This is a genomic window from Pseudomonas sp. R1-18, assembly GCF_051132095.1.
In the GTDB taxonomy this organism is placed as follows: Bacteria; Pseudomonadota; Gammaproteobacteria; order Pseudomonadales; family Pseudomonadaceae; genus Aquipseudomonas.
The window spans coordinates 4,242,387-4,265,533 of record NZ_CP071658.1; the positions used below are offsets into that span (position 1 = coordinate 4,242,387).

Consider the following 23,147-nt stretch of genomic DNA (forward strand, 5'->3'; position numbering starts at 1 on the left):
ACTGTTAGCTCAGAGCTATCAGCTTGGAGCTTAAAGCTGCTTCTATCGTCTTCTTCAATGAATCAAGCAATTCGTGTGGGAGCTTATGGTGCAGCTGAGTCGTCGATTAAGGAGGTGATCCAGCCGCAGGTTCCCCTACGGCTACCTTGTTACGACTTCACCCCAGTCATGAATCACACCGTGGTAACCGTCCCCCCGAAGGTTAGACTAGCTACTTCTGGTGCAACCCACTCCCATGGTGTGACGGGCGGTGTGTACAAGGCCCGGGAACGTATTCACCGCGACATTCTGATTCGCGATTACTAGCGATTCCGACTTCACGCAGTCGAGTTGCAGACTGCGATCCGGACTACGATCGGTTTTGTGAGATTAGCTCCACCTCGCGGCTTGGCAACCCTCTGTACCGACCATTGTAGCACGTGTGTAGCCCAGGCCGTAAGGGCCATGATGACTTGACGTCATCCCCACCTTCCTCCGGTTTGTCACCGGCAGTCTCCTTAGAGTGCCCACCATAACGTGCTGGTAACTAAGGACAAGGGTTGCGCTCGTTACGGGACTTAACCCAACATCTCACGACACGAGCTGACGACAGCCATGCAGCACCTGTCTCAATGCTCCCGAAGGCACCAATCCATCTCTGGAAAGTTCATTGGATGTCAAGGCCTGGTAAGGTTCTTCGCGTTGCTTCGAATTAAACCACATGCTCCACCGCTTGTGCGGGCCCCCGTCAATTCATTTGAGTTTTAACCTTGCGGCCGTACTCCCCAGGCGGTCAACTTAATGCGTTAGCTGCGCCACTAAGAGCTCAAGGCTCCCAACGGCTAGTTGACATCGTTTACGGCGTGGACTACCAGGGTATCTAATCCTGTTTGCTCCCCACGCTTTCGCACCTCAGTGTCAGTATCAGTCCAGGTGGTCGCCTTCGCCACTGGTGTTCCTTCCTATATCTACGCATTTCACCGCTACACAGGAAATTCCACCACCCTCTACCATACTCTAGCTCGCCAGTTTTGGATGCAGTTCCCAGGTTGAGCCCGGGGATTTCACATCCAACTTAACGAACCACCTACGCGCGCTTTACGCCCAGTAATTCCGATTAACGCTTGCACCCTCTGTATTACCGCGGCTGCTGGCACAGAGTTAGCCGGTGCTTATTCTGTCGGTAACGTCAAAACAGATACGTATTAGGTAACTGCCCTTCCTCCCAACTTAAAGTGCTTTACAATCCGAAGACCTTCTTCACACACGCGGCATGGCTGGATCAGGCTTTCGCCCATTGTCCAATATTCCCCACTGCTGCCTCCCGTAGGAGTCTGGACCGTGTCTCAGTTCCAGTGTGACTGATCATCCTCTCAGACCAGTTACGGATCGTCGCCTTGGTGAGCCATTACCTCACCAACTAGCTAATCCGACCTAGGCTCATCTGATAGCGCAAGGCCCGAAGGTCCCCTGCTTTCTCCCGTAGGACGTATGCGGTATTAGCGTCCGTTTCCGAGCGTTATCCCCCACTACCAGGCAGATTCCTAGGCATTACTCACCCGTCCGCCGCTCGCCGGCATCCCGAAGGACCCGCTGCCGCTCGACTTGCATGTGTTAGGCCTGCCGCCAGCGTTCAATCTGAGCCATGATCAAACTCTTCAGTTCAAACATCTATCTGGGTTTTGAGAAAACCCTAAACTTGGCTCAGCAATCTGGTTACATCTTTGATTTCTCGCGGAGTAACTTGGGTTGCTGATAATCTGTTGACTTCAGTCTGACACCACAAGCACCCACACGAATTGCTTGATTCAGTTGTTAAAGAGCGGTGGGTTGATTCTTTCGTCTCAACCGAGGCGCGCATTCTACAGCGTCCTCTGTATCTGTCAAGCGGTTATTTTCAGAAGTTTCAAAGTTTCCTTATTCACTTCAACCACTTGCGCCTCGATCAACTCTGCGTTGCTCGTCAGCGGGAGGCGAATTCTACAGCGTTACAACCGCGTGTCAAACTCTTTTTTCTCACCGCTGTCGATCAACCTGACCGACGCCACTTCTTCGCTGACCTCTCCGTTAAAACCTTGCAACTCGTTGATTCGCAAGGCTTTTTCGTTTCCGTCTGCGCCGGAAGTGGGGCGAATTATAGAGAGATTCAGGAGCGCGTCAACCGTTAATTTCAAAAAACTGTCACAAATCTCCGCCCCCCCTGAAATCCGTCGTTGCTAGAGGCTCGGGAACGCAAATTGCGACGCCTCATGACTCGCCCGCTGTGGCCAGCGCTGGGTAATGGCTTTACGCCGAGTATAGAAGCGCACGCCATCCGGCCCATACGCATGCAGATCGCCGAACAAGGAACGCTTCCAGCCGCCAAAGCTGTGATAAGCAACCGGGACCGGTAGCGGCACGTTGACGCCGACCATCCCCACTTCGATCTCATCACAGAACAGACGGGCCGCTTCCCCGTCCCGAGTGAAGATGCAGGTGCCGTTGCCGTATTCATGCTCATTGATCAGCTGCATGGCCTGCTCCAGGCTGTCCACGCGCACGATGCACAGCACTGGCCCGAAGATCTCTTCTTTATAGATACGCATCTGCGGTGTGACACGATCGAACAGACAGCCACCCAGGAAGAAGCCCTCTTCATGACCGGGAACTTCCAGTCCACGTCCGTCTACCACCAGTGTCGCACCCGCCCGGACGCCATCTTCTATATAGCCGCTGACCTTGTCGCGATGCTGCCCGGTTACCAGTGGCCCCATGTCCAGGCCGCAAGTGGTGCCCGCACCGATCTTCAGACTCTGGATCTGTGGCACCAGCTTGGCGACCAGCGCATCGGCGATCTGGTCGCCAACGCACACCGCTACCGAAATCGCCATGCAACGCTCGCCGCAGGAGCCGTAAGCGGCGCCCATCAATGCGCTGACTGCGTTGTCCAGATCGGCGTCCGGCATCAGAACCGCGTGATTTTTGGCGCCGCCCAAAGCCTGCACGCGTTTGCCCCGCGCTGCGCCTTCCTTATAGATGTACTCGGCAATCGGTGTGGAGCCCACGAAACTCAGCGCTTTGACTTCGGGCGCTTCAATGAGCGCATCCACGGCAACCTTGTCGCCGTGTACGACATTGAGCACACCGGCAGGCAGACCGGCTTCATGCAGCAACTGAGCGATAAGCAACGTGGAGCTGGGATCCCGCTCCGACGGTTTGAGGATAAAGCAGTTGCCGCAGACGATAGCCAGCGGGTACATCCACAATGGCACCATTGCCGGGAAGTTGAACGGGGTAATACCCGCCACCACGCCCAAGGGCTGGAAGTCCGACCACGCATCAATATTCGGTCCGACGTTGCGACTGTATTCGCCCTTCAGAACCTCCGGCGCCGCACAGGCGTATTCCACGTTCTCGATACCGCGCTTGAGTTCACCTGCGGCATCTTCCAGTGTCTTTCCGTGCTCTTCGCTGATCAGTTGCGCGATACGGGCTTCGTTCTGCTCCAGCAGTTGCTTGAAACGAAACATGACCTGAGCGCGTTTGGCCGCCGGGGTATTGCGCCAGGCGGGAAACGCCGCTTTCGCAGAGTCGATGGCCTGTTGGACGATCTCGCGGCTGGCGAGCGCGACCTTGTGGATGGCTTGCCCAGTGGAGGGGTTGAACACGTCTGCACTGCGTCCGTTGTCGCCAACCAGTTCGCCGTGAATCAAATGCTGGATGTTGCTCATGCGATGACTCCATAAATTTCGTAGCCGCGAGGACGCCGCCGTTCAGATATAAAGAAAGAGACCGGTAGCCCGTCAGTCGATCTGGTTCAGGGCTTCGCCTACGGCGTCAAACATCCGGTCCAGATCCTGAGCCTTGCTGTTGAAGGTCGGACCGAACTGCAGGGTGTCGCCGCCGAAGCGCACATAGAAGCCGGCCTTCCATAACTTCATCCCGGTCTCGAAAGGCCGGACGATCGCGTCGCCATCACGGGGCGCCAGCTGGATTGCGCCAGCAAGACCAAAGTTGCGAATGTCCACGACGTGCCGAGCGCCTTTCACGCCATGCAGGGCGCTTTCGAAATGCGGAGCGATCTGCGCGGCCTGTTGAACAAGATTTTCGCGCTGCAACAAGTCGAGCGCGGCGATGCCTGCCGCACAGGCCACAGGGTGTGCGGAATAGGTATAGCCGTGTGGAAACTCGACCGCGTACTCAGGCGTCGGCTGGTTCATGAAGGTCTGGTAGATTTCGCTGCTCGCAATCACCGCGCCCATGGGAATCGCGCCGTTGGTGATTTGCTTGGCAATGCACATCAGATCCGGCGTGACGCCAAAGCTGTCGGCCCCGAACATTGCGCCGGTGCGGCCAAAGCCGGTGATCACTTCATCGAAGATCAGCAGAATGTTGTGTTGGTCGCAGATCTCGCGCAGCCGCTTGAGATAGCCCTGGGGCGGAACGATCACGCCCGCCGAGCCCGCCATCGGCTCGACGATGACCGCGGCGATGTTGGAAGCGTCATGCAGCTCGATCAACTTGAGCATTTCATCCGCCAACGCGACCCCACCCGCCTCGGGCATGCCTCTGGAGAAGGCGTTGCCGGGCAATAGCGTATGCGGCAGGTGGTCGACGTCCATCAACTGGCCGAACATCTTGCGGTTGCCATTGACGCCGCCAAGGCTGGTGCCCGCAACGTTGACCCCGTGGTAACCGCGAGCACGGCCGATCAGCTTGGTCTTGCTCGCCTGACCTTTGAGCCGCCAGTACGCACGCACCATTTTCACCGCGGTATCGGCGCACTCGGAACCGGAGTTGGTATAGAAGACATGGTTCAGGTTGCCCGGCGTCAGCTCCGTGATCTTTTCCGCCAGCTGAAACGACAAGGGATGACCGAACTGAAAGCCCGGCGAGTAATCCAGCACGCCCAATTGTCTGGCAACGGCCTCCTGAATTTCCTTGCGCGTGTGCCCCGCTCCACATGTCCAGAGTCCCGACAGCCCGTCATAAATCTTGCGGCCCTGGTCGTCGGTCAGATAACTGCCCTGCGCCGCGACGATCATTCGCGGGTCGCGCTGGAAATTACGATTCGCCGTGTAAGGCATCCAGTGAGCATCAAGTTTCAAGGGCGTGGTAACCGGCATTTCGGACGATTCGAACATGTTCATGGAGCGACCCTCATTAACAAGTGAGCAACCGATGATTGCGGCTAAGGTGCCACGCCGCTAAAGTCCGGAAAACTCAACTTTTCCGATCTTCAGTCAAGTGATGACTAAACAATGAGCGCTCGCCGTCCCGATCCACTTGCCCAGGTCAGCGATTTTGATATCCGCCTGCTGCGCATTTTCAAAAGCGTCGTGGAAGCGGGAGGTTTCTCCGCCGCCGAAGGCGTGCTGGGTATCGGCCGTTCGGCTATCAGCCAGCAGATGAGCGACCTGGAGCAACGTCTGGGCTTGCGCCTGTGCCAGCGTGGCAGAGCGGGATTTTCGGTTACCGATGAGGGCCGCGAGGTCTATCAGTCATCCCTGCAGCTGCTGAGTGCGCTGGAAAGTTTCCGCACCGAGGTCAACGGTCTGCATCAGCATTTGCGAGGCGAGTTGAATATCGGTCTGACCGACAATCTGGTCACTCTGCCGCATATGCGCATTACCCACGCTCTGGCTCAGCTCAAGGAGCGCGGCCCGAACGTGCATATCAACATTCGCATGACCGCACCGAATGAAGTGGAACAAGGCGTGCTTGACGGCCGACTGCATGTCGGTGTGGTACCACAGGCCAGCGCCCTGCCCGGTCTCGACTACCAGCCGCTGTACAGCGAGCGCTCGCTGCTTTATTGCGCGGTCGGGCATCCGCTGTTTTACGTGGACGATGGGCAACTGGCCGATGAACGCCTCGCGGCCCAGGAAGCCATTACCCCGACTTTTCGTCTGCCCACCGAAATCCAGGACCACTACCGCGCACTGTCGTGCACGGCGAGCGCGTCCGACCGCGAAGGCATGGCCTTCCTGATCCTGACTGGACGCTATATTGGTTATCTGCCGGACCACTACGCCTGCGCCTGGGTACAGCAAGGACGGCTGCGCGCGCTGAAGCCCGAATCGCGGTTCTATGATCTGAGCCTTGTAACGGTGACACGCAAAGGCCGCCGCCCGCATCTGGTACTGGAAAGCTTTTTGCAGAGTCTTGCCGCGACGCGGTAATCGGCGGCGCATGATCCGACGCTTGTCGGATGACCATCCCTACGTTATCTGTTGAATCGTCGCAGCCCCATGATCTGTCTGGAATCGCCCATGACCCTCGAAGTCCCAGCGCACAGCCAACACACCACCAAGCCTGCCAGCCGCATCCGCCAGAAGAACGAAGAAGCCATCATCAAGGCGGCCGAAGATGAGTTCGCCCGGCACGGCTTCAAGGGCACGAGCATGAACACCATCGCGCTCAAGGCGGGGCTGCCGAAAGCCAATCTGCACTATTACTTCACCAACAAGCTGGGCCTGTACGTTGCCGTTTTGAGCAACATCATCGAGTTGTGGGACAGCACCTTCAATCACCTGAGCGTCGACGACGACCCTGCTCAGGCCTTGGCCCGCTACATCCGCGCAAAGATGGAGTTCTCCCGCCGCAACCCTCAGGCGTCGCGGATATTCGCCATGGAGATCATCAGCGGCGGCGAATGCATGAGCGAGTACTTCAGCCAGGACTACCGCTTGTGGTTTCAGGGCCGCGCGGCGGTGTTCCAGGCCTGGATCGATGCGGGCAAGATGGACCCTGTCGACCCGGTGCACCTGATTTTCTTGCTCTGGGGCAGCACCCAGCACTACGCCGATTTCGCGACGCAGATCTGCCGGGTGACAGGCCGCACTCGCCTGACCCGACAGGACATGGACGCTGCCAGCGAGAATCTGATCCGGATCATCCTCAAGGGTTGCGGCCTCGTACCGCCAGCCTTGTAGAATCGCTGTCCTGTCGACAGCTGGAATAACGCATGCCTTTTACCCTTGTCGGCCCTTGTGAATTTCGGGAAGAGATTCGCAAGAGCCGCTTCATCACGCTTGCCGCGCCTATTGCCAGCGCCGCCGAGGCGCAAGCGTTCATTGAACGCAACAGTGACCTGAACGCTACGCATAATTGCTGGGCATGGAAGCTGGGTGCGCAATACCGCAGCAACGACGACGGCGAACCGGGCGGCACGGCCGGGCGCCCGATTCTGGCGGCTATCGAAGCGCAGGACTTTGATCAGGTCGCAGTCCTGGTCATCCGCTGGTACGGCGGAATCCAGCTCGGCACTGGCGGTCTGGCCCGCGCCTATGGCGGCGGCGCCAATAAATGTTTGCAGCAGGCCGAGCGGCTGCCGCTGATCAGTCGCCTGCGATTCGAACTCGAATGCAGCTTCAGCGAGTTGGCGTTGGTAAAGCTGCGAATTGCCGAGCACAGCGGCCTGGTGGAATCCGAAATCTTCGCCGCCAACGGCGTGCAAATGTCGATAGCCGTCGGTCCCCCGCAAGTCGAGCTGCTTCAGCGGCAACTGGCCGACCTGAGCAAAGGACGGATCTTGTTAACCCCATCGCCCGATACATAAAGAGCCGATGAGCGCCGTTCGACACAGTTGCCCACATCTACTGTGCATCCAGCTGTGGATAAGCTGAGCACACCACGCTGTAGGCCTTGTCCGACCTGCGGTTCAGACAAGTGATCATTTTTTGCACATCCTTTGGAACCAACGCAGAAAAACGCCTCAAAACAGCAAGTTGGCCTTGCTTAGCACTCTTTATTCCCTGCCCCGCGCCCGTTATTCCGGCGGATCCAGGTTGCGCACAGTTGCTGTGGAGCAATCTGTGGATAACAGGTGCAAGCCTGCCGCAATCGCTTGGGGCATCGCCATCAGCCCGACCTGATCATTTTTTGTACACATCAATTAGCCATTTCGCCTCATGACCGCCCTTGGCTGGTGCCGGGCACGCATTCGTGCGTCAAACAGGAGCACCAAGCCAGGTGGGCGCAACCGCTCTGCCCGTCTGGATCGAAAGCTGACCCCCTGGCCAGGATTTTGCTTTGCTCGACCCAGACCTTTCCGGGATCAGGGCCAGTCATGCCAAACCACGCAACGCCACCGCGCCTGCACTTGCGCCATATCACCAAACGCTATCCGGGATGCGTGGCCAACGATGCCATCGACCTGAGCATCCAGCCCGGTGAAATCCACGCCTTGCTCGGTGAAAACGGCGCGGGCAAGAGCACGTTGATGAAGATCATCTACGGCGTCACCCAGCCGGATGCGGGCTCCATCGTCTGGGAAGGCCAGCCGCTGGTGATGCGCAATCCTGCACAGGCGCGGAGCCTGGGCATCGGCATGGTGTTCCAGCATTTTTCCCTGTTCGAGACTTTGACCGTTGCACAGAACATCGCGCTGGCCATGGGCTCGGCAGCCGGCACGCCGAAGCAGCTGGAACCGCGCATTCGCGAGGTTTCGCGGCGTTACGGAATGGCGCTTGAGCCTCAGCGTCTGGTCCACAGCCTGTCGATTGGCGAGCGGCAGAAAGTCGAGATCATCCGCTGCCTCATGCAGGACATTCGCTTGCTGATCCTTGATGAGCCTACCTCGGTACTGACACCGCAGGAGGCTGACGAATTGTTCGTCACGCTTCGACGTCTTGCCGCCGAAGGCTGCAGCATTCTATTCATCAGCCACAAGCTGGCTGAAGTGCGCGCACTGTGTCACACCGCAACCGTACTGCGCGCAGGCCAGGTTTCCGGGCATTGCGTGCCGTCGGCCAGCACGGATCTGGAGCTGGCGCGGCTGATGGTAGGCGATGCCGAAGGACTGACCGCACGCTACGAAAAGGCCAGCGGCGGCGCTCCGTTCCTGCAGATCGACAAATTGTCGTGGCACAACCCTGATCCGTTTGGCTGTTCACTGCGCGATATCAGTCTTGAGGTGCGCGCCGGGGAAATCCTCGGTATCGCTGGCGTTGCGGGCAACGGCCAGGACGAATTGCTCGGTTTGCTCAGCGGCGAGCAACGGCTTTCCAGAGAGCAGGCGGCGACCCTGCGGTTCGCGGGTACCGCAGTCGGCGATCTGCGGCCCGATGCGCGTCGCAAGCTCGGCCTGGCATTCGTGCCCGCCGAGCGCCTGGGGCACGGTGCCGTCCCGGATCTGAGCCTGAGCGACAACGCTCTGCTCACCGCTTATCAGCAAGGTCTGGTCAGCAAAGGGCTGGTCCAGCGCGGCAAGGTTCGCGCGCTGGCGCAGGAAATCATCCGCCGCTTCGCCGTCAAGACGCCTGACGAGCAGGCAGCGGCGCGCAGCCTCTCCGGCGGCAATCTGCAGAAATTCATTCTCGGTCGCGAAATTCTGCAAAACCCCAGGCTGCTGGTCGCGGCTCACCCGACCTGGGGCGTGGACGTCGGCGCTGCGGCGGCTATTCACCGAGCGCTGATCGCCTTGCGTGACGCCGGTGCGGCGATCCTGGTGATATCCGAGGATCTCGACGAGCTGTTCCAGATCAGCGACCGCATCGCCGCGCTGAGCAGCGGCAGACTTTCAGACCCCGTGCCTGCCGGGCAGACGTGCGTCGTGCAGGTCGGCGGCTGGATGGCGGGACAGTTCGATCATTCTCACCCCCAAGCCGCCGCGCTGGGCTAACGGAGCAAAAGATGCTGCTTTCTCTGGAACCGCGCGGTCAGCAGTCGCGCGCCATGTTATGGGGCTCGCCCTTGCTGGCCGCGGTCCTGACCCTGGTGTGCGGCTCATTGCTGTTCATTGCGCTGGGGCTCGACCCGTTGGTGACGCTGCACACGCTGTTGATCGCACCGGTCAGCGACCTTTACGGCCTGTCGGAGCTAATGGTCAAGACTCTGCCGATCTTGCTCTGCGCCCTGGGACTCGCGGTAGCCTATCAAGCGCGGATCTGGAACATCGGTGCCGAGGGTCAGCTATTGCTGGGCGCGCTGGCCGGCAGCGCCGTGGCGGTCAACCTGATCGACATGCAGAGCCGCTGGGCGCTGGTCTTGATCCTGATCGCCGGAATCCTGGCCGGTGCGGCCTGGGCCGGGCTGACCGCGTGGCTGCGAACGCATTTCAATGCCAACGAAATCCTTACCAGCATCATGCTCAATTACATCGCGCTGAATCTGCTGTTGTATTCGGTCCACGGCCCACTCAAGGACCCGGCCGGCATGAACTTCCCCGAGTCGGCCAGCTTCGGCGATGCCAGTCGTCTGCCACTGCTGATGGAGGACGGTCGCGCCCATGTCGGCGTCTACTTCTCGCTACTGGCGCTGGTGATTGTCTGGGTGCTGCTGCAGCGCAGCTTCGTCGGTTTCCAGATCAAAGTGCTCGGGCTGGACAAGCGGGCGGCCGGCTTCGTGGGGTTCAGGGAAAAACGCCTGGTGTGGCTGGCGCTGCTGATCAGCGGTGCATTGGCCGGTCTGGCCGGCGTATGCGAAGTCACCGGCCCGATTGGCCAGCTCGTCCCGCAGGTGTCGCCAGGTTATGGCTATGCCGCCATCACAGTCGCGTTTCTCGGGCGCCTCAACCCGCTGGGCATTCTGTTCTCCAGCCTGCTGATCGCCCTGCTGTACCTGGGCGGCGAACAGGCGCAGATGGCCTTGAACCTGCCGCCAGCCATCACGCAGTTGTTTCAAGGGATGATGCTGTTCTTCCTGCTGGCCTGCGACGTACTGATCCTTTACCGCCCGCGCCTGAACATGCGCTGGGCAAGACGCCGCATGGCACCCGTCGCAGGAGTCGCATGATGGACATCGATCTGCTGAGCAATATCTTCTATGCCATGGTGCGCTGCGGTACGCCGCTGCTGCTGGTAGCGCTGGGCGAGCTGATCTGCGAGAAAAGCGGCGTGATCAATCTGGGCCAGGAAGGCATGATGCTGTTCGGCGCGGTCGTCGGCTTCATTATCGGCCTGAGCACCGGCAACCTGTGGCTCGGTGTACTGCTGGCGATGCTCGCCGGGATGCTGTTGTCGGCACTGTTTGCGGTGGTGGCCCTGGTGTTCAACGCCAATCAGGTGGCGACCGGGCTGGCACTGACGATCTTCGGCGTAGGCCTGTCCAGCTTCGTCGGCGCGGCCTGGGTCGGCAAGCCGCTGCACGGTTTCGAGCCGGTGGCGCTTCCGTTTTTAAGCGACATCCCGTTGATCGGGCGCATGCTGTTTGCACAGGATGTTCTGGTTTACCTCTCGTTTGCGCTGTTCGCTCTGGTGGCCTGGGCGCTGCTGAAAAGTCGCGTCGGCCTGATCATTCAGGCTGTCGGCGAAAACCCTGATGCCGCCAGCGCCATGGGCTTGCCGGTGCTGCGAGTGCGCACGCTGGCAGTGCTGTTCGGCGGCGCGATGGCGGGGCTCGCCGGCGCTTATCTGTCACTGGCTTACACACCGATGTGGGCCGAGAACATGAGCGCCGGTCGTGGCTGGATCGCTCTGGCATTGGTGGTATTCGCCAGCTGGCGGGTCTGGCGCCTGCTGCTGGGCGCCTGGCTGTTCGGCCTCGCGAGTATCCTGCATTTGGTGGCTCAGGGGATCGGGCTGGCAGTCCCGTCCAATCTGCTGGCGATGTTGCCGTACGTGGCGACCATCCTGGTTCTTGTTCTGCTGTCACGCGATGCCGTGCGGACCCGGCTGTACGCGCCGCTCTCGCTCGGTCAACCGTGGCGCGCAGGGCACTGATGATCGCCAGTTCATAAACAAGCCATGACACCGCGCCGGCGGCTATCAAGGCTACGCTGTGGAAACAGAGCCGCAGGTGCTGTTCAATGTTCGGCCCGCGCCCGCGCCTCGGCTGAACGAAATTGGCCAGCATGTTGCCGAACACTGGACGAGGCCTGTACTTACTGCCAAGGAGTTTTGCATGACCACTAACAAAACCGCGCTGATCATCGGTGCATCCAGAGGCCTGGGGCTAGGGCTGGTGCAGCGCCTTACCGAGCAGGGCTGGGACGTTACCGCGACAGTTCGCGACCCTAACAAGGCCGCCGATTTGAAAGCCCTGTCCGGGGTGCGCATCGAGACGGTGGATATCGACGAAATCGCCTCGCTCGAAGTGCTGATGCAAAAGCTCAAGGGCGAAGTGTTCGATGTGCTCTTCGTCAACGCCGGGATTATCGGCCCCAGACACCAGACCGCTGCCCAATCGACCGCTGCCGAACTGGGCCAGCTGTTCCTCACCAATGCGGTCGCGCCGATTCGGCTGGCCGAGCGGCTGATCGAGCAGATCCGTCCCGAGACCGGCGTTCTGGCCTTCATGAGTTCGGTGCTCGGCAGCGTCGCGTGCCCTGAAGGAGCAGACCTTGCGCTGTATAAAGCCAGCAAGGCAGCGCTCAACTCGATGACCAATACCTTCGTCAGTCAGCTGGGCGAATCACGTCCGACGGTTCTTTCGCTGCATCCCGGATGGGTAAAGACCGACATGGGCGGCGAAGGCGCGGACATCGACGTGCACACCAGCACCACCGGCCTGGTCCAGCAGCTCAAGGCTTACGCTGGGAAGGGCGGACACCATTTCATCAACTACAAGGGCGAGACGATCCCCTGGTAACCGTCCACGCGCGAATGGGCCGATTGCTCGACAATCGGCCACCCCGCTAAACTGACGCGCACACCCTGGATCAGCAGACAGGGCAACACTGAGCTGGCTAACCCTGAACCCATTTTCAGAAGAGCCGCCCATGTCTGCGATTCGTACCTGGTTGAAAAATCCCCTTGCCGCTTTCACTGCCAACGAACTGGACGCCCGTGGCGGTCTGGTGATCGACGGCGGGCTGATCGTCGAAGTGCTGGCTGCCGGTCAGACCCCAGCAGCGCCCTGTGCACAGGTCTTCGATGCCCGCGAGCACGTGCTGCTGCCAGGGCTGATCAACACCCATCACCACTTTTATCAAACGCTGACTCGCGCCTGGGAACCGGTGGTCAATCAGCCGCTGTTTCCCTGGCTCAAGACCCTGTACCCGGTATGGGCGCGACTGACGCCCGAGCAACTGCGCGTTGCCAGTACCGTTGCGTTGGTGGAGCTATTGCTGTCCGGTTGCACCACGGCGGCAGATCACCACTATCTGTTTCCCGACGGGCTGGAACAGGCCATCGACGTTCAGGTCGAGAGCGTGCGCGAGCTGGGCATGCGCGCCATGCTCAGTCGTGGCTCGATGAGCCTGGGCGAAGCGGACGGCGGTCTGCCACCGCAGCACACGGTGCAACAGGCCGAAGTGATACTGGCTGACAGTCAGCGCCTGATCGAGCGCTATCACCAGCGCGGCGATGGCGCGCAGATCCAGATCGCGCTGGCGCCCTGCTCACCTTTCTCCGTCACGCCAGACATCATGGTCGAGAGTGCCGCAATGGCCGAACGGCTGGACGTGCGGCTGCATACGCATCTGGCGGAAACTCTCGACGAAGAAGATTTCTGCCTGCAACGCTTCGGCCTGCGTACCGTGGATTATCTGGACAGCGTCGGCTGGCTAGGCCCGCGCACCTGGCTGGCCCACGGCATTCATTTCAACCCACAGGAAATCGCCCGGCTCGGCGCGGCCGGAACCGGCGTCTGTCATTGCCCCAGCTCGAACATGCGTCTGGCGTCGGGCATCTGTCCGACGCTGGACCTGATTGCGGCCGGCGCGCCGCTGGGTCTGGGTGTCGACGGTTCTGCGTCCAACGACGCCTCGAACATGATCCTCGAAGCACGGCAGGCACTGTACCTCCAACGGCTACGTTACGGCGCGCAAAGCATCACTCCGAAGCGGGTTCTGGGCTGGGCCACCAAAGGCTCGGCGCAGCTGCTGGGACGTACCGATATCGGCGAGCTGGCGGTCGGCAAACAGGCGGATCTGGCCCTGTTCAAGCTGGATGAGCTGCGCTTCTCCGGCAGCCACGATCCGCTTTCGGCCTTGTTGCTGTGCGGTGCGGACAAAGCGGACCGGGTGATGATCGGAGGTCGCTGGCGCGTGATCGACGGGCAGGTCGAAGGGCTGGATATGGCTGGATTGATCGCTACGCATCGTCAGGCAGCGAGACGCTTGTTGCAAGTCTGAGTCAGGATCGCTTAGGTGTGTGAACGGATCGACGCCAGTTTGAATTCCGATTCGCTAGAGTGTCGCTTCCTTCAGCAACCCGGCCAGCTACCGTGCCCAATTCCGCTTCCGCTCCCGATCAGGATGAAAAATCGCTCGGCCGCCTGTTGATCGATCTGGCCTGGCAACTGCTGCTCCTGATCGGTCCGATTGCTGCGCTCGCGCTGCTGCCGCCATTGCAAGGCCTGCTGGTGGTTCTCGCCTGCGCCGCGCTGACCGGGCTCAGCGCCTGGATGGGCTGGGTAAGCATTGCGCGTCTGCTGGTTCAGCTGTGCAGTTCAGCAGTAATCGGCCTGGCGTTCAGCGTCGGTCGCACCTTGCCCGATTACTGGAACGTGGCAGCGGCGGCGGTCGTGTTGTTCGGCGGGCTGGCGCTGGTCGGCAAATGTGAGCGCAGACTTGGGCTGGCGATGCCGGCGGAGCCGGTCAAGGCAACACCCAGGCCACGCGAGGCATCTGCGGATCTTGCTGATCGCGCCAGCGCCTGGGGCGGGGACGAACCGCTGGAAACGCCCGAAGGCGATCCGATTCGGGTGTTCAACCATGGGGAGATCGCCATGGGCGGCCCGACCTACTGCGACTACCTGTTCCCGGATGGCGTCCTGCTGCAAGGCGTGGGCTCCTCGGCGCGCTTCTCCCTGGATGGCCGTTATTTCGCTGCCGCGTTGCCCTCACGCGGCAGTTGGGGATTGATGATACTCGACCGCGAATCCAGGACGGTCTATCACAGCGATCTGGACAGGTTCTGGGAACTCGACGAGTTCACCGAAACACATTTGGTCGGCCGCTGCAGCCCACTGATCGACAACGGCACTTACGAGATCGAGCTGGCCGAGCTGCTGAAATCTTCCCAAGCGGTAAAGCTGATTCCCATCGCCGATATCTGGGTGGAGCCATCCACCTGGGTGGCGGACATGAGCGGTGCGCAGTGTGAATACCCAGGCCCGTATCGCCGGCACAGGGTCGAGGGCCGACTCAGCCTGCCAGCCAGCTTGCGCAATCTGGAGCAACCTCTCGACGCGCTGCGCTATCCGTATTACCAGCTGAGTCTCGATGCAGAACCGACTCCGTTTCAGTTCTACGTGACCTCGCCGCCCATCTGGCGCGCCGACGGCGATGCGTTGTGCGTGCTGGCGCGGGAAGCCGGTGAGCAGCGCCTCAGTTACCGCTACTGGCGGATTGACGGTGGCTGGAGCACGTTGCCTCAGCCGTGGGTAAGCCATGAAAGCGAGCCCTCGCTGCACTGGAGCGAACCGGTAGAACTGGACGGTCGGCACCTGCGCATCGCTGCCTATATAGATTTCCCGCAGCCAGACCGTGGCCGTTACGGCTATGGCTTGCAAAGCATCCACAGCGACACCGAAACCCAGTTCGGCCACGATGCTCAAGGGCGCATGCAGATCACCAGCCGACCGTTGACGCGCGTGCGCCTGCTGATGCCGCTGAGCGGGACGGGCGAGCGCGGCAGCAGCCAGATCGAAACGGCCGGGTTGCACGGCGATGTTCGCGCGCGTCTGATCTGGCAGTGCGACAACAGCCTCGGGCTTGGGGGTTACGCATGTGTCGTTGGCGACTGGGTGCTGCCAGGCCTGTGGTTGCTCGATCATCGCGTGTCAGACTGCGGCAGGTATCTGGCCCTGGTCCCGTTCACCCGCCCGCCAGCCAGCGCGGACAGAGTGGTGGTCGCGGATGTCAGGCAGCGCCGATTGCTTGAAAGCCCGCCATTGCAGGTAGCGCGTCTGCTGGACTTCCAGCGTGGCAGGCTCAGCCTGGCGCGCGTGGTGGGCCGCCTGAGCGGGAACCTGCAAAGCTCGCCTCTGCAGCGTTACAACCAGGCGGCACCGCCCGCCGACGTGGCGGCACGGTTTTGTGAACATCGCGATGACTCGCGTCCGTTCTACGAAGTCGCGGAGCTGGACATCGATACCGACGGTTTACGCCTGAAGCCGCAGTGGCGGTTGGCCGCCGAGCCGCAAGTGGCCAACGCCGACGGCGACTTCGTTCAGCCGGCTCCGAACGGAAACGATGCCGCGTGGATGTTCGGTTGCGAAACCGAATACGCCGACAGCTGGCTACGGGCGTCGTCCGGCCGATTGGGAGGCTGCCTTCTGACAGCTTCGGGCTGCGCTGTCGAAGATCTGGCGCCGTCGCTCATCTGGTCGGCGGACGCCCGATATCTGGCGCTTACCCGCATGCAAGCCGGGATGGAACGCAGCTGGCAGTTAATGCTGCTGGATGTCAGAGAGCGGACGCTCAGGCTTTATCCTCATCCGTTGGGCAATATGCCGCAATTCGAGCAGTTCGACAGCGAGCGGCTGCATGTACGAACGTTCGAAGAGGACTGGGAACCGAGAGACCGAGCAGATAAAGGTCGAGTGACCCGCTTGAGACTGACCGAACTGCTGGCCTTGCCCGCAGAGCAACTGGTCGAACATGACGGCATCTGGTTGCCCGCCTCGCAGCAGCAACACGTGCCGCTGTGGAAAGCGCTGGACAAGGCTCCGCTGGTTTACTGGCAGTCGTGAGCAGGAGCGCGGTTTGTGATGAATAATTTTTGGGTGGAGCTTATTTGACGCACCACTTGTAGGAGCCAGCTTGCTGGCGATAGCGACACACCGGATGCCGGCAATCGTGAGCATGTAACCACAGCTTCCAGCTACAACCCCCTTTTTCAGGTGAGGTGGTTTACTGCCGCTTCGCGCCAGATCGCCAGCAAGCTGGCTCCTACAAGTGCTGCGAGCTGCGCCAAACACGATCTTTGTGGGAGCCAGCTTGCTGGCTATAGCGATCTACCGGGAACTGAAGATCTTGACCCTGTAATCACAACTTCCAGCTACAACCCCAGACACGACAACATGATAAAGGTCGCGAACAGGACGAAGTGGGTCATGCCTTCGATGGCGTTGGTCTGGCCATCGTTGAGGTTGATCGCGCTGACCAGCAAGGTGATAACGATCATCACCGTCTGCACCGGGGTCATCGCCATTTGGAACGGCTGCCCGCTGTAAAGCGCCATGGCTTCCATGGCCGGTACAGTCAGGATGACGGTCGACAGCGAAGCGCCGAGCGCGATGTTTACTACCGACTGCATGCGGTTGGCCAATGCCGCGCGCAGTGCCGTGAGAATCTCGGGAGCAGCGGAGATCACCGCCACCAGAATCGCCGTCATCACCGGCGGTGCGCCTGTACCTTCGAGCCCGAGGTCGACCGCCTTGGACATGACTTCCGCCAAAGCCCCGATCACCACCACGCCCAGCACCAGCGTGGCGATGGAGCGAGTGAGATTGACCGGTTCGCTGTGGCCTTCGAGCGGCTCCTGGCGTTTTTTCTTTTCCGGGTAGTTGTAGCTGAAGAAGTAACTGTGCGGACCGACCTGCATGCGCAGGAACAAGGTGTACAGCACGATCATCGCGCCAATGGTGAACGCCGAATACAGCTTCCATTTCTCGCTGGGGATGAACTCCGGCACGACCATCGACACGCCCATGGCGGTCAGGATCATCACGCTGTAAGTGCGCGCGGAATCATCGTTATAGGATTGCTCGCCATGCTTGAGCCCGCCCATCAGCGCGGCCAGGCCGAGGATGCCGTTGATGTCCAGCATGACTGCCGAATAAATTGTGTCGCGCACCAGCGTCGGCGAAGGTTCGTTACTCATCATGATCGCCAGGATCACTACTTCCACCAGCACGGCAGACAGGGTCAGGATCATCGTGCCGTAAGGGTCGCCGACTTTTTCGGCCAGCACCTCCGCATGGTGCGCGACACGCATCGAGGCGCAGATGATGAAACCGACCAGCACTAGGCCTGCGACCAGCGCCACCACTTGCCCGTTGCCCAGCAACCAGTGCTCCAGAGGGTAAGCGACGCAGGTCGCCACGATGGCCAGAAGGAGAAACGCTTCTTGCTTTAACAGTGTGCCCATGTTGTTCCCGATCACTGCGACAGATCGCCGCACGACACCTTTTCAGGTAATAGTCAATGAAGTCGTTGAGAGTGCGGGCTGTGACAAAAGGTTTCAACGATCCGCCAGGATGAGAACCGCATCCAGCCGCAAATGACTTTTGATCCTGCCGTCACGATATGAAATAGTGCCCGCCGTTTTGATTCGCGGCCCTTCTGGCGCGAAGTTCTTGCTACAGCAAAGGGGTAAATCGTCATGCGCAATTCGCGACTCCTGCAACTGGTGGCCGGTGCCTTGTTGACGCTGTCAGCCAGCGCCCTTCAGGCAGCTCCCATCGACATCGACGACGGACAACACAAGGTCCACTTGCCCGACACCCCCAAGCGCGTGGTGGTGCTGGAATTTTCGTTTCTCGACAGCCTGGCCTCTGTCGGCGTGACGCCGGTGGGCGCGGCTGATGATGGCGACGCCAATCGGGTTTTGCCCAAGGCACGTCAGGCAATCGGCGAATGGCAATCGGTAGGCCTGCGTTCGCAGCCCAATATCGAAGTGATCGCGCGCCTCAAGCCTGACCTGATCATTGCTGACCTCGGTCGTCATCAAGCGCTTTACAACGACCTGTCCAGCCTCGCGCCGACCCTGATGCTGCAATCACGTGGCGAGGACTATCAGGGCAGCCTCAAATCCGCTGCGGTGATCGGCACCGCATTGGGCAAAGGCCCGCAAATGCAGGCGCGGATCGCGGAAAACCAGCAACATCTCAAGCAGATTGCGGCGCAGATCCCGGCGGGCGCCAAGGTGCTGTTCGGCGTTGCCCGTGAAGACAGCTTCTCGGTCCACGGCCCCCACTCCTACGCCGGCAGCGTATTGCAGGCCATCGGTTTGCAGGTTCCGGAAGTACGCAAGAACGCCGCGCCTACCGAGTTAGTCAGCCTTGAACAACTGCTGGCGCTGGATCCGGCCTGGCTGCTGGTCGGTCACTACCGCCGTCCCAGCCTGGTGGACAGCTGGAGCAAGCAGCCGCTGTGGCAGGTACTCGGCGCGGTGCGCAACAAGCAGGTCGCTGAAGTCGATGGCGACAGCTGGGCGCGCAACCGCGGGATCATGGCGTCCGAACAGATTGCCGATGATGCACTGGCCATTCTCAAAGGCGGCAAGGCCGCGCTGAATCCATAAATGCGCCGCTGGTTGCTGACGGCCGCCATTGCCGCTACCTGTCTGGGCCTGTTCTGGGTATCGCTGTTCGCCTTGTCGCCGTTCGACATTACGCGCGCGGACGCGTGGAGCGGTCTGGTCGCGCAAGGCCAGGGCGGCAGCAATATCGCCTACGTGGTCGCGCAACTGCGCGTACCGCGAGCTCTGTGCGCGGCATTGGTCGGGGCCTGCCTCGGCGTGGCCGGTGCCTTGATGCAAGGCATCACCCGCAACCGGCTTGCGTCCCCTTCCCTGTTCGGCGTGACCGCTGGCGCGGCGCTGGGTCTGGCGCTGTTTTCCACCGATCTGATCGCATTGCCCTTCCCGGGCGGCGCACTGCTGATGACATGCCTGGGTGGCGCTCTGGCGTGGATCACGGTCTTCAGCCTGGGTGGCGCCTGGTCGCCAAGTGCCGCTCAGGGTCGGCTGGTGCTGGCCGGGGTCGCGGTCGCCGCGCTTTGTGCGGCGCTGACTCGACTGACGGTGATCCTCGTCGAAGCGCAGGCACAGAGCGTGCTCAACTGGCTGGCCGGTTCGCTGGCCAACGTCGGTGCCAGCCAATTGCAATTGTTGTGGCCTTGCACGCTAATTGGCGTGTTGCTGGCCATCGCCTGCGCGCCGCGTCTCAACCTGATCAACCTGGGCGAAGACGCCGCACGCTCGCTGGGCGTGCGCATCGGGCCGCTGCGCCTGCTGGTATTCGTCGTCAGCCTGCTGCTGGTCGGCGCCAGCGTCTGCGCCGTTGGCCCGATCGGCTTCGTCGGGTTGATTGCGCCGAACATTGCCCGTCAATGGCTCGGCAATGATTACCGCTGGCTGATCCCGGTGAGCGCGGGTCTGGGCGCGGCGATTGTGCTGGCGGCAGATCTGATCAGCCGTGCCGTCGCCTTCCCCGCCGAAACCCCGGCCGGTGTGGTCACGGCGCTGATCGGCGCACCGTTCTTCCTGTTTCTCGCCAGGCGCGCGCTATGAACCGATCGGCTACGAGGCTGCTGATCCTGCTCGGGCTGTTGCTGCTCGCCGTCGCTGTAAGCCTGAGCGCGGGCACGGTCTGGCTGACGCCCGACGCGGTGCTTGGGCATTTGATCGCTCATGACAGCAAGGATTTCGAAGTCTGGAATCACCGCTTGCCGCGCGGCCTGATCGCCATAGTGACCGGTGCTGCGTTCGGCCTGGCCGGTGCCATCGTGCAAGGCGTGATTCGCAATCCGCTGGCATCGCCGGAAATTCTCGGGGTGACCCAGGGCGCGGGCGTGGCGCTGACCGTCGCCATCATCGGTATGCCGCAGCTGCCCATCGTCTGGCTGCCGTTGGTGGCCTGCCTCGGCGGCGCGGCGGGCGCACTGCTGCTGGCGGTATATAACACGGGCGTGCAGTTTTCCGGTGTGCGTTTTGCCCTGTCAGGCGTAGCCATCGCAGTCACGCTGTCGAGCATCACTGAGTTCCTGATTCTGTCCAACCCACTGGACATCAATACCGCGCTGCTGGCGCTGACCGGCAGTCTGTGGAGTCGCAACTGGCACCATGTGCAGCTGGCGCTACCGTTTCTGCTGCTGATTCCAGCGGGACTGCTGTTGGCCAAGCCGCTGAACCTGATCGGCCTGGGCGACGAAGCCGCACAAACCCTGGGCACCCGCCTCAAGCGCATACGCTGGCTGGCGATGAGCTGCGCGGTACTGCTGACCAGTCTGGGCGTGGGCATCATCGGACCGGTGGGTTTTGTCGGGCTGGTAGCACCGCACATGGCCCGGCGTCTGGTGGGCGGGCATCATCAATACCTGTTGCCCGCATCAATGCTGTTGGGCGCACTGCTGCTGGTGCTGGCCGATACGCTGGGCCGGACGCTGATCGCCCCGAGCGAAATTCCGGCCGGCATTCTCACCGCCGTGATCGGTGCGCCGTACTTCCTCTGGCTGCTGGCACGATTCAAAGGTTGAACCCATGAGCATTCTTCAGGCGCGGCAACTCGACATCGGTTACGGCGCGACGCGCATCGTGCAAGACCTGTCGTTCAGTCCGCCACCGGGCAAGGTCACGGCGCTGATCGGCCCCAATGGCTGTGGCAAGTCCACCTTGCTGAAGGCTTTCGCCCGCATTCTCACGCCGCAGTCGGGCAGCCTGACTCTGGACGGCCAGGCCTACGCCCGGATTTCGGCCCGCGAGCTGGCGTGCAAGATCGCCTTTTTGCCGCAAGTTCTGCCGATTCCCGAAGGTGTGAGCGTGCGGCAACTGGTGGCCTACGGGCGCAGCCCGCACAACAGTCTGTGGGGGCGCTTGAGCGGTGCAGACCGAACCCGCGTCGATCAGGCCTTGCAACGCATGGAGCTCGATACCCTCGCCGAACGCCCGCTCTCCGATCTGTCCGGCGGGCAACGGCAGCGCGCCTGGCTGGCGATGATTCTGGCGCAGGATGCCGCCATCGTACTGCTCGATGAACCCACCACCTATCTGGACATCAGCCATCAGGTCGAACTGTTGGACCTGATGCGCCAGCTCAGTGCCGAAGGCAAGACAGTGGTCACCGTTCTGCACGACATCAATCAGGCCTGCCGCTACGCCGACCATCTGGCCGTGATGCAGGCTGGTCGACTGGTGACCAGCGGCGCACCCGAAGACGTGCTGAATGCCGAACTGGTCTGCCAGGTCTTCGATGTTCAGGTGCAAATCCTGCGCGAGCCGGTGGCGGGCACGCCGATGTGTATTGTCGAACGCAGCACTCGCTGCACCAGTTAGCAGCGTCCGGGCGGGCGTCCGCACCGTCGCGCTGCATCCAGTCAGAGCCTTTCGCCGTTGCAAGCGCGGTGGCGTCATAACTTGTCCTGTTGGTCAATTTTTTGCATTGATGGCTTATCCCGCTCGGTGGATCACCGATTGCCGGTACGCCAACATGACCGCAAGGAGCCTGACCCGATGCATCTGACCCACCCACGTCGTCCTTTGAAAAAACTGCTGTGTGCCATGGCCGCTGTCGTCGGGCTGGGCGCGAGTCTGCATGCCGCCGCTGCGGACCCTCTGAAAGTCGGCTTCGTTTACATCGGTCCGATTGGCGACCACGGCTGGACTTACCAGCACGAACAGGGCCGCAAGGCGATGGTCGAGGCGCTGGGCGACAAGGTCGGCAGCAGCTTTGTGGAAAACGTGCCAGAAGGTGCCGACGCCGAGCGGGTCATCCGCAACATGGCCAAGGGTGGCTACGACCTGATTTTCAGCACGTCCTTCGGCTATATGAACCCGACGCTCAAGGTCGCCAGGCAATTTCCCAAGGTGAAGTTCGAGCACGCCACCGGCTACAAGCAGGACAAGAACATGGGCACCTACCTGGCGCGCACGTATGAAGGCCGCTACGTAGGCGGCTACATTGCCGCGAAAATGACCAAGACCAGAAAGATCGGCTATGTCGCTTCGTTCCCGATTCCCGAAGTCCTGCGCGATATCGATGCCATCCAGCTGGCCTTGAACAAATACAACCCCGGCACCGAGATCAAGGTGGTGTGGGTCAACTCGTGGTTCGATCCGGGCAAGGAAGCCGATGCGGCCAACGCCCTGATCGATCAGGGCGTGGATGTGGTCTTCCAGCACACCGACAGTCCGGCACCGATCCAGACGGCCGAGCGGCGCGGTGTGTACGCGGTGGGTTATGCCTCGGACATGGCGCACTTCGGGCCCAAAGCGGTACTGACCTCCATCGTCAACAACTGGGGCCCGCATTACATCCAGGCCGCCGAGGGCGTGATCAACAACACCTGGAAGCCGCAGGATTACTGGGGCGGCCTGAAGGAAGGCACGGTTGAACTGCCGATCAGCGACATCGTGCCGGCGGACATCAAGGCCGAAGCGCTGAAGATCAAGGCCAGTATCGAAAGCGGCGAGTTCCACCCGTTCACCGGCCCGATCAAGGATCAGACCGGCACTGTGAGAATCCCCGCGGGCGCGGTTGCAACCACCGCCGAGCTGGCCTCGATGAACTACTACGTCGAAGGCATCAGCGCCGAGCTGCCCAAGTAACTCGCCTGCCGGACCGTGCCTGGCGCGGTC

General features: G+C 61.0%; 17 protein-coding genes and 1 rRNA gene. 14 read left to right on the forward strand and 4 right to left on the reverse strand.

Going from position 1 to position 23,147, the window contains the following annotated elements; all coding sequences use genetic code 11:
- Positions 1–107: 107 nt before the first annotated feature.
- The 3 genes from J3P77_RS19400 to J3P77_RS19410 form a co-directional block, all read right to left on the reverse strand.
- Positions 108–1,644: ribosomal RNA gene (locus J3P77_RS19400) — 16S ribosomal RNA — on the reverse strand.
- A 551-nt stretch (positions 1,645–2,195) separates the two neighbouring features.
- Positions 2,196–3,689 carry a CoA-acylating methylmalonate-semialdehyde dehydrogenase gene (locus J3P77_RS19405; protein WP_434678184.1) on the reverse strand — a complete coding sequence of 498 codons (1,494 nt, stop codon included), beginning with the start codon at positions 3,687–3,689 and terminating at the stop codon, positions 2,196–2,198.
- A 72-nt stretch (positions 3,690–3,761) separates the two neighbouring features.
- Entirely contained in the window at positions 3,762–5,108 is a 1,347-nt protein-coding gene (locus J3P77_RS19410) for an aspartate aminotransferase family protein (RefSeq protein ID WP_434678185.1), read from the reverse strand.
- Between the two features lie 111 nt (positions 5,109–5,219).
- On the opposite strand from J3P77_RS19410, the gene J3P77_RS19415 reads away from it, so the two are divergent.
- The 9 genes from J3P77_RS19415 (at position 5,220) to J3P77_RS19455 (ending at position 16,539) form a co-directional block, all read left to right on the forward strand.
- Positions 5,220–6,140, forward strand: a complete 921-nt coding sequence (locus J3P77_RS19415) for a LysR family transcriptional regulator (RefSeq protein WP_434678186.1) — start codon at positions 5,220–5,222, stop codon at positions 6,138–6,140.
- Positions 6,141–6,230: 90 nt separating this feature from the next.
- Positions 6,231–6,893, forward strand: coding sequence for a TetR/AcrR family transcriptional regulator (locus tag J3P77_RS19420; protein ID WP_434678187.1), 663 nt, complete (start codon positions 6,231–6,233; stop codon positions 6,891–6,893).
- Between the two features lie 32 nt (positions 6,894–6,925).
- Complete coding sequence (locus J3P77_RS19425) at positions 6,926–7,519, forward strand: IMPACT family protein (RefSeq protein ID WP_434678189.1); 594 nt, start codon at positions 6,926–6,928, stop codon at positions 7,517–7,519.
- 510 nt (positions 7,520–8,029) lie between these two features.
- Entirely contained in the window at positions 8,030–9,583 is a 1,554-nt protein-coding gene (locus J3P77_RS19430; protein WP_434678190.1) for an ABC transporter ATP-binding protein, read from the forward strand.
- A gap of 11 nt (positions 9,584–9,594) precedes the next feature.
- A complete protein-coding gene (locus J3P77_RS19435; RefSeq protein ID WP_434678191.1) occupies positions 9,595–10,695 on the forward strand; it encodes an ABC transporter permease in 1,101 nt (366 codons plus the stop codon).
- On the forward strand, positions 10,695–11,621 hold the full coding sequence (locus tag J3P77_RS19440) for an ABC transporter permease (RefSeq protein ID WP_434682076.1): 927 nt from the start codon (positions 10,695–10,697) through the stop codon (positions 11,619–11,621). The genes J3P77_RS19435 and J3P77_RS19440 overlap by 1 nt, the downstream gene beginning before the upstream one ends.
- Before the next feature lie 181 nt (positions 11,622–11,802).
- The gene (locus J3P77_RS19445; protein ID WP_434678193.1) at positions 11,803–12,489 is read left to right on the forward strand and encodes an SDR family oxidoreductase; all 687 of its coding nucleotides are present in this window, start codon (positions 11,803–11,805) and stop codon (positions 12,487–12,489) included.
- Positions 12,490–12,619: 130 nt separating this feature from the next.
- Entirely contained in the window at positions 12,620–13,975 is a 1,356-nt protein-coding gene (locus tag J3P77_RS19450) for an 8-oxoguanine deaminase (RefSeq protein ID WP_434678194.1), read from the forward strand.
- 92 nt (positions 13,976–14,067) lie between these two features.
- Positions 14,068–16,539 (forward strand): hypothetical protein, encoded by a 2,472-nt coding sequence (locus J3P77_RS19455; RefSeq protein WP_434678196.1) that lies wholly within the window; start codon positions 14,068–14,070, stop codon positions 16,537–16,539.
- Positions 16,540–16,847: 308 nt separating this feature from the next.
- Here the strand turns inward: J3P77_RS19455 and J3P77_RS19460 are convergent, their stop codons facing one another.
- Positions 16,848–17,939, reverse strand: a complete 1,092-nt coding sequence (locus J3P77_RS19460) for a calcium:proton antiporter (protein WP_434678198.1) — start codon at positions 17,937–17,939, stop codon at positions 16,848–16,850.
- A 234-nt stretch (positions 17,940–18,173) separates the two neighbouring features.
- On the opposite strand from J3P77_RS19460, the gene J3P77_RS19465 reads away from it, so the two are divergent.
- The 5 genes from J3P77_RS19465 to J3P77_RS19485 all read left to right on the forward strand — a co-directional run bounded on the left by J3P77_RS19465 (position 18,174) and on the right by J3P77_RS19485 (position 23,117).
- The gene (locus J3P77_RS19465) at positions 18,174–19,094 is read left to right on the forward strand and encodes a Fe(3+) dicitrate ABC transporter substrate-binding protein (protein WP_434678199.1); all 921 of its coding nucleotides are present in this window, start codon (positions 18,174–18,176) and stop codon (positions 19,092–19,094) included.
- Complete coding sequence (gene fecC, locus J3P77_RS19470) at positions 19,095–20,084, forward strand: iron-dicitrate ABC transporter permease FecC (RefSeq protein ID WP_434678200.1); 990 nt, start codon at positions 19,095–19,097, stop codon at positions 20,082–20,084.
- A complete protein-coding gene (locus tag J3P77_RS19475) occupies positions 20,081–21,049 on the forward strand; it encodes an iron chelate uptake ABC transporter family permease subunit (RefSeq protein WP_434678201.1) in 969 nt (322 codons plus the stop codon). The genes fecC and J3P77_RS19475 overlap by 4 nt, the downstream gene beginning before the upstream one ends.
- Positions 21,050–21,053: 4 nt before the next feature.
- Complete coding sequence (gene fecE, locus J3P77_RS19480) at positions 21,054–21,845, forward strand: Fe(3+) dicitrate ABC transporter ATP-binding protein FecE (protein WP_434678202.1); 792 nt, start codon at positions 21,054–21,056, stop codon at positions 21,843–21,845.
- Positions 21,846–22,022: 177 nt separating this feature from the next.
- Positions 22,023–23,117, forward strand: a complete 1,095-nt coding sequence (locus J3P77_RS19485) for a BMP family ABC transporter substrate-binding protein (RefSeq protein ID WP_434678203.1) — start codon at positions 22,023–22,025, stop codon at positions 23,115–23,117.
- Positions 23,118–23,147: the final 30 nt, after the last annotated feature.